The 9,203-nt window shown below is 67.6% G+C and carries 18 protein-coding genes; 3 read left to right on the plus strand and 15 right to left on the minus strand.

The annotated features are described in order from the left end of the window. Position 1: 1 nt before the first annotated feature. From DMB42_RS11660 to DMB42_RS53125, 5 genes are all read right to left on the minus strand, one after another. Positions 2-310: a hypothetical protein gene (locus tag DMB42_RS11660; protein WP_125633555.1), complete on the minus strand. Its 309-nt coding sequence runs from the start codon at positions 308-310 to the stop codon at positions 2-4. A 14-nt stretch (positions 311-324) separates the two neighbouring features. Then, a complete protein-coding gene (locus DMB42_RS11665) occupies positions 325-525 on the minus strand; it encodes a hypothetical protein (protein WP_125633557.1) in 201 nt (66 codons plus the stop codon). An 86-nt stretch (positions 526-611) separates the two neighbouring features. After that, positions 612-890, minus strand: coding sequence for a hypothetical protein (locus tag DMB42_RS11670; RefSeq protein WP_125633559.1), 279 nt, complete (start codon positions 888-890; stop codon positions 612-614). A gap of 73 nt (positions 891-963) precedes the next feature. Next, positions 964-1,488: a hypothetical protein gene (locus tag DMB42_RS11675; protein WP_125633561.1), complete on the minus strand. Its 525-nt coding sequence runs from the start codon at positions 1,486-1,488 to the stop codon at positions 964-966. A 99-nt stretch (positions 1,489-1,587) separates the two neighbouring features. Continuing rightward, positions 1,588-1,746 carry a hypothetical protein gene (locus DMB42_RS53125; protein ID WP_185844597.1) on the minus strand — a complete coding sequence of 53 codons (159 nt, stop codon included), beginning with the start codon at positions 1,744-1,746 and terminating at the stop codon, positions 1,588-1,590. Positions 1,747-1,835: 89 nt separating this feature from the next. Between DMB42_RS53125 and DMB42_RS11680 the strand changes: the two genes are divergently transcribed. Then, a complete protein-coding gene (locus tag DMB42_RS11680) occupies positions 1,836-2,114 on the plus strand; it encodes a hypothetical protein (RefSeq protein ID WP_125633563.1) in 279 nt (92 codons plus the stop codon). Between the two features lie 47 nt (positions 2,115-2,161). Here DMB42_RS11680 and DMB42_RS11685 read toward each other — a convergent pair whose 3' ends face one another. From DMB42_RS11685 to DMB42_RS11710, 6 genes are all read right to left on the minus strand, one after another. Further along, positions 2,162-2,461: a hypothetical protein gene (locus DMB42_RS11685; RefSeq protein WP_125633565.1), complete on the minus strand. Its 300-nt coding sequence runs from the start codon at positions 2,459-2,461 to the stop codon at positions 2,162-2,164. 151 nt (positions 2,462-2,612) lie between these two features. After that, a complete protein-coding gene (locus DMB42_RS11690) occupies positions 2,613-2,942 on the minus strand; it encodes a hypothetical protein (protein WP_125633567.1) in 330 nt (109 codons plus the stop codon). Next, positions 2,935-3,999, minus strand: coding sequence for a DUF5131 family protein (locus tag DMB42_RS11695; RefSeq protein WP_125633569.1), 1,065 nt, complete (start codon positions 3,997-3,999; stop codon positions 2,935-2,937). The genes DMB42_RS11690 and DMB42_RS11695 overlap by 8 nt, the downstream gene beginning before the upstream one ends. A gap of 51 nt (positions 4,000-4,050) precedes the next feature. After that, positions 4,051-4,368, minus strand: a complete 318-nt coding sequence (locus tag DMB42_RS11700; protein ID WP_125633570.1) for a hypothetical protein — start codon at positions 4,366-4,368, stop codon at positions 4,051-4,053. Next, complete coding sequence (locus DMB42_RS11705) at positions 4,365-4,919, minus strand: hypothetical protein (protein WP_125633572.1); 555 nt, start codon at positions 4,917-4,919, stop codon at positions 4,365-4,367. The genes DMB42_RS11700 and DMB42_RS11705 overlap by 4 nt, the downstream gene beginning before the upstream one ends. Continuing rightward, positions 4,919-5,809 carry a hypothetical protein gene (locus DMB42_RS11710; RefSeq protein WP_125633574.1) on the minus strand — a complete coding sequence of 297 codons (891 nt, stop codon included), beginning with the start codon at positions 5,807-5,809 and terminating at the stop codon, positions 4,919-4,921. The genes DMB42_RS11705 and DMB42_RS11710 overlap by 1 nt, the downstream gene beginning before the upstream one ends. A 240-nt stretch (positions 5,810-6,049) precedes the next feature. Between DMB42_RS11710 and DMB42_RS11715 the strand changes: the two genes are divergently transcribed. Beyond that, a complete protein-coding gene (locus tag DMB42_RS11715; protein ID WP_125633576.1) occupies positions 6,050-6,277 on the plus strand; it encodes a hypothetical protein in 228 nt (75 codons plus the stop codon). Next, entirely contained in the window at positions 6,274-6,684 is a 411-nt protein-coding gene (locus DMB42_RS11720; RefSeq protein WP_125633578.1) for a type II toxin-antitoxin system prevent-host-death family antitoxin, read from the plus strand. Before DMB42_RS11715 ends, DMB42_RS11720 begins: the two co-directional genes overlap by 4 nt. Positions 6,685-6,737: 53 nt before the next feature. On the opposite strand, the gene DMB42_RS11725 is transcribed toward DMB42_RS11720, so the two are convergent. The 4 genes from DMB42_RS11725 to DMB42_RS11740 are packed head-to-tail and all read right to left on the minus strand — an operon-like array spanning position 6,738 to position 9,065. Then, entirely contained in the window at positions 6,738-7,424 is a 687-nt protein-coding gene (locus DMB42_RS11725; RefSeq protein ID WP_125633580.1) for a hypothetical protein, read from the minus strand. After that, positions 7,424-8,146: an HNH endonuclease signature motif containing protein gene (locus tag DMB42_RS11730; RefSeq protein ID WP_125633582.1), complete on the minus strand. Its 723-nt coding sequence runs from the start codon at positions 8,144-8,146 to the stop codon at positions 7,424-7,426. The genes DMB42_RS11725 and DMB42_RS11730 overlap by 1 nt, the downstream gene beginning before the upstream one ends. After that, positions 8,143-8,436: a WhiB family transcriptional regulator gene (locus tag DMB42_RS11735; protein WP_260477627.1), complete on the minus strand. Its 294-nt coding sequence runs from the start codon at positions 8,434-8,436 to the stop codon at positions 8,143-8,145. The genes DMB42_RS11730 and DMB42_RS11735 overlap by 4 nt, the downstream gene beginning before the upstream one ends. Further along, complete coding sequence (locus DMB42_RS11740) at positions 8,436-9,065, minus strand: HNH endonuclease (protein ID WP_185844598.1); 630 nt, start codon at positions 9,063-9,065, stop codon at positions 8,436-8,438. The genes DMB42_RS11735 and DMB42_RS11740 overlap by 1 nt, the downstream gene beginning before the upstream one ends. Positions 9,066-9,203 lie beyond the last annotated feature (138 nt).

Raw genomic sequence — 9,203 nt, forward strand, 5'->3', positions numbered from 1 at the left:
GTCAGCCCTCCTCGGAGGAGGAGTCCGGAGAGGCGGAGGCGCATGCAACGGGCGGAATGTTGCCGCCCACGTCCAACGCCTTCCACGCCTCGTCCACGGTGTCGAACTTGCCTAAGGCTTCGATGCCCGCGAGTCCGAGCCTGCGGTAGGCGTACACGTCGCGGGCGTTCGGGTGCGTCCGCCGGTGCTCGTCCATCCAGGCGTGGAGGCTCAGCTCGATCGTGGCAGGCACGGCGTTACCGTCGATGTACACGGCGTAGAGATGGGCGTGGTAGCCGTCCGGTTCGCGGACGCAGTGAGCGGTGGGCATCGGTCGGTCTCCGTTCAGGGGGTCTGGGGGCGAATCTCGGGGCAGCCCTGCACGTGCTCGTCCAGCGCGGGCAGCGAGCCGTGCATGGCGTTGCAGCCGGCGCACACGTACACGTCAGCGCGGCGGTACCCGACCGTGAGAAGTGATCCTGAGTCGGGGTCGTAGGCGGTGACGGTGCCGCTGTCGCGGTAGTCGAGCTGGAGCCGGGCGCTCATGTCGTTCTCCGTGGGGTCAGGGGTGGGCGGGAAAGCGTTGTCCGAGAGGGTGGTCCCGGTCGGTAGAGACCGGGACCGGAAGAAGGTCAGGCAGTCGCGGCGCGCACCAGCAGGTCCCACTCGGCGCTGTCAGCGAGGATGAGCGTCTCCAGCTCGCCGTCCTCCAGCCACGGCCAACCGCCCCGCAGGGAACGGCGGGACAGGTCACGCATCAAAACGCTCGCGGCCCACTCCTCGCCGCGCTCGCACAGGAGCTTCTTCGACTTGGCGGCGGCGCACGGGTCCACGAACCTGCTCTTCGCCGCCTCGGCGCGGCCCTGGGCAGCCAGCTCGGCGAGCTTCTCGGGGGTGAGGGTCGTCCTCATCTCTTCTCCTACGTCCGGGGCTGGTGTTGGTCAGGGAGAGGGGGCGGGCCCCGAGGAGGGGCCCGGAGGTATGTCAGGCGAAGTCGTCCACGGCGACAGCCATGGCGAGGGCCGCCAGGTCGACGGTGAGGTGCTGCAGCCGGGCTACCGCCTCGTCCGACAGCACGTGCAAGGGACGCCCGGCGCACACGGCCCGGAGCGCCGCCCGGGTGTCGGCGTCGGCGACGTACCACGGCTCGGCCACTGCCCGCAGGGCGACCACCTCGGTCAGCGTCGCCGTCCCGGTGCGGCCCTCCGCGAGGATGGCGCCGATGGCGCCGATCGCCCTGACGATGACGTCGATGTCGAGGCCGCAGGCGGGGATGTGGCCGCGGTCGACGCCGTCGGCGATCCGGGCCGCGTCAGGGTCGTCGTCGCCGAAGACGGTCAGGTCGTAGCCGGCGAAAGGTCCGCTCGTGCGGCGGAAGGTAGCTACCGGCTGGTCGGTGTAGATGCCGAGGGTGAGGGTGTGCTGCCAGTCGGGTGAGGCGTACAGGCGGTCCAGCAGGAGGTCCATGGCGGGGCGGGCGGCGATGGTCGGAGCGATCGTGATGGTCAACGGGTCTCCTCGGTCGAAGGGCTTGCGGTGGTGCCCGCCCGGGACTCGCACCCGGGTGTCTGCTGGTCGGGCTGGGGCCCCTCGCGGGGCCCGGTCCGGCTACCAGTCGGGGCAGAGGGTGGGGTTGATCTCGCGGACCTTCGCCCAGAACAGGTCCTCGTCGCGGGTATTCATGCCGGCGGTGTGGGCAGTGAGCTCGTCGAGGGCGAGGTTCGGGTTGTCGGCGAGAAGGGCTGCGGCGGTGAGGCTGGCGGTCATTTCGGTCTCCCTGGCGTCTCGCTTAACCTTGTAGCCACACAGTAGTATGAAACCTTGTGGCTACACAAGGCCTGTGGGAAGATTTCTTTGTGGCCACAGAGAAGATGAGCGAAGACGCCGACTCCACACACACCCCCATCAGGCGCTTTCGCGCCCCAGACCACCTCTGGGAGGCGTACGAGACCGTCTGCAAGCGCGTGTTCAGCCGAGAGCGGTCCGAGGACATCGTCGAGCACATGCGTACCGTCATCGCCGAGCACGGTAACGCCGCCGAACTCGCCAAGCTGGAGCTCGCCGAGCAGGAGCTTGAGGAGCGCCGAGCCCGCAAGGGAGGCCGCCCCCGTAAGACGCCTCCTGCCGGCGAGTAGCCCTCACTGGACGACGAAGACCACGGCGCACAGGACTGTCAGACGGGTCACTGGGACGCCTCCCCAGACTGGTGAGAGGCGCGCACCTGCGCACTGAGTGCCCACGCTTCTGCCCAGTCCTTGGTGTACGTCGCCTCGACGTCCCACTTGCCGGGCTTGCGCTGCCCACCGAACGGCTCCCTGCCGTCCCGGTTGACGACGAGGACCTCTCCGAGGATGAACACGCCTTGCGTCCAGCGGCCATCGCCGATCTCGGTGATGACACACAGCTCCAGGTCTGCCAGGTCCACCGGTCCACCGTTGAGGACGTGGAGGACTCGGTCTGCGGTCAGGCCGGTCTCGCTCATCGTTCGATTCCTCTCTCGAACACAGCCCACCTTGAGCCATGTCTCGATCTTGATTAGGACTGGAGTTTGGATTCCGGAGCGCCGAGAGCCGCCAGAATCGACGCTCGGCGCTCAGAAGTAGTCGCGGCTTAGCGGGAGACCCGAGACGGCTCTACGCCCGCCGTAGGCATCTCTGAGACGTGAGCGCGGGCATCCACGTCCGAGGCGCCCCCGCCACACGGACTCGCTCGCCCGAGGGCAGCAGTTCGGCGAGCGCCACAGCGGGCGTACGGTGACCGAGCTGATGGCACGGGATACACAGCAGGTCGCCCTCGTGCAGCAGCCGAGCATGCCGACCGCAGAACCGGTCATCGTCCAGGTGCTCACTCACGCACCCGGTCACGTAGGTCACCGTGACGGGCTCCTGGCAGTACGGCATGCCGAGCAGGTCGACCAGTTGGACCGAGCAGCCCACGGCGTTCTTCTCGGAGGTGTCAGCCACGGACCAACACCTCCTGCGGGAACTCGTCCCAGGTGCGCCCCTCCAGAACGCGACCAGCGGCCTTCTTGCCGACCCGCTCCATGACCTCCGCGTCGGGCTGGTCGAGACCCCAGCCAGGCCACGGCGTGCCCCGGTCCATGCCGTTCAGCATCACCACGTGGTGTCGGTCGTCTGTCGAGTAGCGAGGCTGGGGCCGCCACTCACCCCACTGCTTGAAGTGGAAGCTGACATGCCCGAACTCCAGGCATTGGTCGCGGAGATCGATCGGCCATCGAGGGTGCATCGGGCGGGCACCGCGACCTGACTCTCCGCCGACGATGACCCAGTCCAGCACGCTCGGGGCCCCGGTGTAGACCGTGCCGTCGCCGTCCTTGACGTCGCCGGACAGGCAGTCGATCAGCGCTCCGTTCCGCGCCTTCAGGTTCCGCAGGTCGACGGGGCCGAGCAGCGGCTCGGCCGAGATGAACCGCACAGCGGCGGGCGTCTCCAGCAGGGCGGGAATGCGGGCCTCCGCCCACTGCTGGTTCTCGACGCTGACGCCGAGCCAGACGTTCGGCAGCGGCCACGGCCGATCGAAGTAGACCGTGTGCCCGTCGACTCCGGGCACGTAGGTGGGGCTGTGCGCGGTGCCAGCCCAGCTCATGGCGGAGCGGAGGTGGATACCGGGGGCATGGCCGCTGCCGCACTTGCAGATGTCGTTGAGGAACGACCTCATGCGGGCGTGGCGCTTCGTGAGGATCTGGAAGGTGTGGTGGCTGGCCTGGGCCATGACGGCGAAGACGCGGGCGATGTACTCGTCGGGTACGTCGTCGTGGAAGAGGTCGCTCATGCTGTTGACGAAGATCCGGCGGGGCTTCTTCCAGCGGAGCGGCTGGTCTAGCCGCTCCGGCCGCAGGGTCACGTCGAATCCGGCCTCGAAGTGGTGGCCGGGCGTACCGCGCCACCGCTCGGCGAACGTCTCGGCGTAGCAGTGGTCACATCCGGGACTGACCTTGGTGCAGCCCGTGACGGGGTTCCAGGTCGCGTCTGTCCATTCGATCTTGCTCTGATCAGCCATGCGGGGTCTCCTCTGGGGTCTCTGGTGTCGTGTCGGAGAAGTCGGGGACGGTCACGCCGCGCTCCGTTTGCCGGCCTCGTACTCGGCGACCTCAGCCACGAGCCGCCGCCGGTTCTCCTCCGCCTGCTCGGCCGTAACCTTCGGCAGAGGCAGTTCGTTGTCCTGCACTTTCCAGGCGGTGAACAGGGCGGTCGCCGGGTCGTCTCGGGGGATCAGCTCGGCCAGCACCACGGCGAGTGCTCGCAGGCTGTCGACGCCGAGCGGGGTGAGCAGCTCCCGCACCTGGTCGGCTTTCCGATCTTGAACGGCGGCGACAAGGCGACAGGCCGGGAGGATCATCTGCTCGGCCAAGTCGTCGAGGTAGTTCACGGCACCTCCTCGCCGGTCAGCCCGGCGGCCTTCAGGCGAGCTTCATGGGCCGGTGCGGTCAGCCGACGCCCGTCCGCGTCCACGCACACCGCGCCAGGCATTGCCTTGCAGGGGGGCCACGGGCAGGCAACGAGAATGGCGGCGGCCCTCGTGGGGTCATGGTCCTCGCCCCGGCGCGTCACCCACTCCTCGGACGGCTCAGCCCTGGCGGTGATCTGCTTGGGCAGGGCGAACCCGCGCGCCATCTTCGCCACCGCGTCCAGAATCGCCGCCTGGTAGGCGCCAGGCGTGTCCGCCAGCTCGGCCGGCGGCGCAGGGACGGGGGCGAACGCCACCCGCGCGGCCCGGATCGCCTTCACCCGCGTGCGGACGTGCGCTGGCATCAGCCAGTCGGTCGTCTCGGTGTAGTGACCAATCACCGCGTCCTGGGCGTCGAGGAAGTCCAGGTCCTTGACCGCGGCGTGCCAGGCGACCACGTCCGTCTGCCCCACCTTGCGGCGGTCGTAGGCGGCGGCCGTGGTCAGTAAGTCGATCACCTCTTCGGGGGTCATTACGCGATCTCTCCTCTGATCATCTGAGGCGGTGACGTGCGAAACTGCTCTTTGAGTGCTTGTGCCTGGGCGACACGCTCGTCAGTGGTCGACCGGGACTGGCGAGGCGTGTCACGAGCCGCCGGCACGGTGTTCATGACGCTGTTGACCAGGCTTGGCAGCACCGACGGGTGGACGCTCCTCGTCATCCACTCGGCCAGACCGCGCCGGACGTGGTCCGGGTGGATGCCGTCGTCGAGCAGCAGCTTGACCTGCTTGCTGATCTGGCCAATGACGTTGCTCGGCGGGCGTTCGCGACAGCGTTCGATCCACTCGCCGACGATCGTCCGCGCAGTCACCTCGCCGTCGCGGCGCGGCTCGGCCGTGCCCGCCGAAGGCGGAGTGATTTCGGGAATGGGAGTGGGAGTGGGTGCTACTCCGTAAGGAGTAGCCCGGCGCGCGCGCGTGCGCGAGCCATCGCTTGCTACAGCGTTGCTATCAACCCCATGGCTGTCTGATGGCTGTTTGTCATCCGTGGATGGCAACTTGCTATCGGCTCCAGCAGCTTCCGCCTCTCGCTTTGCTGCCCACCTATTGGCCGCGCCCCGCTTGCCGGCCTCCGAACGGGCTGCCCTGGTCTCATCGCCGGGCAGGTACTTGTCGAAGTCGTGGATGAACCAGCCGCCGTCCTCCGACTCATCCCACAAGCCGACGCGCACGAGAAGGACGGCGAGGGCCTTGCCATCGGGTCCCAGATAGCGGCGCGGGAGCGACCCAGGCAAGAGCCCGGGGACCTTTCCCCGTCGTCGAGTGTTGCGGTGCGCCCATGCCAGGCACAGCGTCCACAAACCGAGGGCAGCGGCGCCGCCCTCCTCGTCCAGCAGCGACAACACCTTCGGGTGGTCGTCCAAGGCGTCATCGATGCGAGCCCATGCCACGTCGGTTGCTCCAGGTAGTTCAGTAGGGATTGGTTCAGGCGCAGGGCGGGGCCTGTCTTCGGAGCGAAGCCATTCGAGTCCCCCTGATCACTCGGTTGCTCGGGTTCAGTCTACGCCTACGCCGCATGTGGCATTGGCCTATACGCCACGTTGCCATGTGGCATAATCTCTGCTAGGCCAACCCCGTGAGACCATGAAGAGGTGTCGGACCCGATGGGATACGTAGTCGCCGCCCGCAAGGCGTACGAGAAGGCCCAGATCGATGCTCGCGAACTCGTCAAACGCGCCCGCCTGGACCTCGGGCGGGCGATCCGGGATGCCCGCCGACAGGACATCTCGCAGGATGCGATCGTCAGAGAGCTCGGGCTGACGCGCGAGCAGGTTCGCCGCTTCCAGCGAGAGTTCGAGGACGCCTCACTTCGTGGCGAGGCTGGCGAATGAGGGAGCGCACCGCCCTGTATCGGCTCTACGACGCCGCTGACGAACTCCTGTACGTCGGCATCACCACCGACACGGCGGTCCGCTGGCAAGCCCACTCCACCACCAAGTGGTGGCCGCAGGTCGCGCGCAAGGCTGTCCAGTGGTACGCCACACGGGCCGAAGCCGCAGCCGCCGAGATCGCCGCCATCAAGACGGAGCGACCAGCGCACAACCGAGCTCACGCCGACTACCACCCGCCGCTTGGCACAAGCGTCCGCGACCTCCGTGCGCGCTTCGCCGACGTCATCAACGACGCCGCGGCCTACGACACGATCACGTACGTCACCAGCCGCGGCCGGCGCATCGCTGCCGTGGTATCTGTGGCCGACGCCGAAGCGATCCAGGGCTACCACGAGTCCAGGGACTGACGTCGCCCCCGAGGGCGACGCAAGCGCGCTACCCCCGAGGACTCCTGACGTCTTCACGACGCCTCCCCACGGACAAGCCCCTTCGGCTTCTCCTTCGGGTTGTCGATGTCGTCCCAGGCCAGCGCCGACACCCAGCCCCGCTCACGCGCATACCGTTGCGCTCGCGTCGCGCTCGCCTGCTCGTACCTGGTCCGGACAGGCGGGCCCACGATCGACATCTCGGCGAACAGGTCCTGCACCGCCCGAGCAGTGACACCCTCGACCTGGGGCCGGTCCATCACCTTGCGGATGAAGGACCGCTCCATGCCCAGCCGCTCGGCCAGAAGCTGAGCCGACCAGCCCATGAAGACGAGCGCCTGCAACCGGCGGCGCGTCCCCGTCGCATCCACACGAGCCCGCGGCGGAGGCTCAGCGTCGGGAGCGACGCCGAGCAGCTTGCCGGCGAAGTCGGCCCGCACTCTGGTCCGGCCGGCGTCGAACAGCTTGTAGATGCTGCCCGGCGCCACCCCAGCGAGAGACGCGATGGTCTCCAAGCGCATCCCGCCGTCGCGAAGCCTCCTGATGTGGCGGCGGACTGACTCGGCCTCCATCCACGGCTTCCACTCGCCGCGCTGGATCAGCGCCAGGCGCCGCTTGTTGTACCGGAGCATCGCCGCATGGCACAGCTCACACCGGCAGCCGCCCATCGTGTACCGGTGGTAGACGCCGTGCGGAGCGTTGGTGGCGTACTTGGCGGCCATCACGCCACCGCCTCGACGTTGGCCCGCTTCTTCTCCTGGGCGCGACGGGCCCGGTCTCTGGCGCATTGCTTGCACTGGCCGCGCGCCCCACGGTTCTCAGGCGTCAGTTCATGGTCGTTCCCGCAGTGAGTTCGGGGCGAGTTATCCGCCTTGGGCTGTGCTGCCCTGCGCTCCCGCTTGCGGGCCAACTCACGCTCCCGGAAGCCGGGGTCGTTCTGCCACGCATCCCGGAGTTTCTGCGAGCGACAGCTCTTGCACCAGCCCTGTCGACCATCAGCGGATCCACGAGCCTTGTGAAATGCGTCAAGGGGCTTGGTGGCCTGACAGTTTGGACACTGCTTTTCTTGGGATTGCAGCTTCGCTTCAAGGCCGGCCGCCTTGTTGGCGCGCCCTTTGGCGAGCCCATCGAAGTTGGCCCGGTTCCGCTCGATGGCGTCCTGAATGTTGTCCGCCTGCGTCCCGGAGCGCAGGTGAGCTGGGTTGCAGCAGAGAGGCGTGTCGCAGTCGTGCCGGACAACTAAGCCGGCGATGTCATCCCCAGTGAAGAGCAGATATGCCAGACGATGCGCCAAGATTCGCTCGCGCTTGGCGCCGCTCCACCATTCCAGGCGACCATAGCCTGTGCTGTTGAGTTCACCGGTCCACAGCCAGCACCTGTCACCGTCCCGGCGTACCTGGGACCAGAAGCTGACAATGGCGCCGATCAATTCGTCGCGCTTCAACTCGCCACCTCCATGCGCGAGCGATCAGCAGGACGCCGCATACGGCGTCGCCGTTCCGCCGCCCGTTCGCCTTCATTGAGTCCGCCGTAGAGCCCGTACTTCTCCGGCCTGGACAGCGCGTAGTTGAGGCAAGGACGACGCGCCGGACACTGAGCACAAATCGCCTTAGCTTTCCGCTCCCGGATGTCGCGCTCAGGCTGGCGTTCACCATCCGGCCCAAAGAACAGGACCAGGTCTTCGCCTCTACAAGCCGCATCGTCCTGCCAGGACCAACCGCGCATGTCCGCCATCACTTCACTCCCTGCTTGCGTTGACGGTGACCACTCGATTGGCCGTTGCACACGCGCGAGATCTGGGAGGAGTCCAGGCGGTACCAGACCGCGATCTCGGTCTGGGGAACTCCGAGCGCATACAGAGCGCGGATGTCCTCCCTCTCTTCCGGCGTCAGCCGCGGAGGAGGGGGGACGTCGTCTGCATCCACCAGGCCTTTGTCGATGGCTGCTTGGACGGCGTCGTGAGCGCCGGTCCTGCTGGCATACCGGAGCGCCTCGGCGATCTCCCCGTAGGTGAGGCCGGTGTGTCGTAGCTGAGCGGCAAGCTTCTGGCGATCTGTTGTCCCGAGACGGTCCAACGTCCGGCGGACATGCTCTGACTTGGTCACCACGTCCAGGTGATCCGGGTTCATGCATGCCGTGTTTTCACAGGTGTGGTCGATCTCGTAACGCTCGGGGATTGGGCCCTTGTAGTGCCGGTACGAGACGCGATGAACCCAGTCGGTGCGCTTACCTTGCGCCGCTGTGGAGTCGTAGACGCGGCCATATCCGTTCCGGTCGATGTAGCCCTGCCACACCCAGCACCCGTTGCCGGCCGGCAGGTAGTTGTTCAGGCTGTCCAGCGCAGGTCGTTCAGGCGTGGCCACGGGTCTCCTCCTCGCCTCTCGGGTCCGATCCGTTCCGAGACGTTCCGGAACCATCCGTCTCCGTCCGGTCCCGTACGGGGACATCCGAGACCGTTCGGACGTGTTCGGGATCGCGGCACACTCGGGCGTGCTCCTCCG

Origin of the sequence: Nonomuraea sp. WAC 01424 (genome assembly GCF_003947315.1) — a bacterium.
Taxonomy (GTDB): domain Bacteria; phylum Actinomycetota; class Actinomycetes; order Streptosporangiales; family Streptosporangiaceae; genus Nonomuraea; species Nonomuraea spiralis.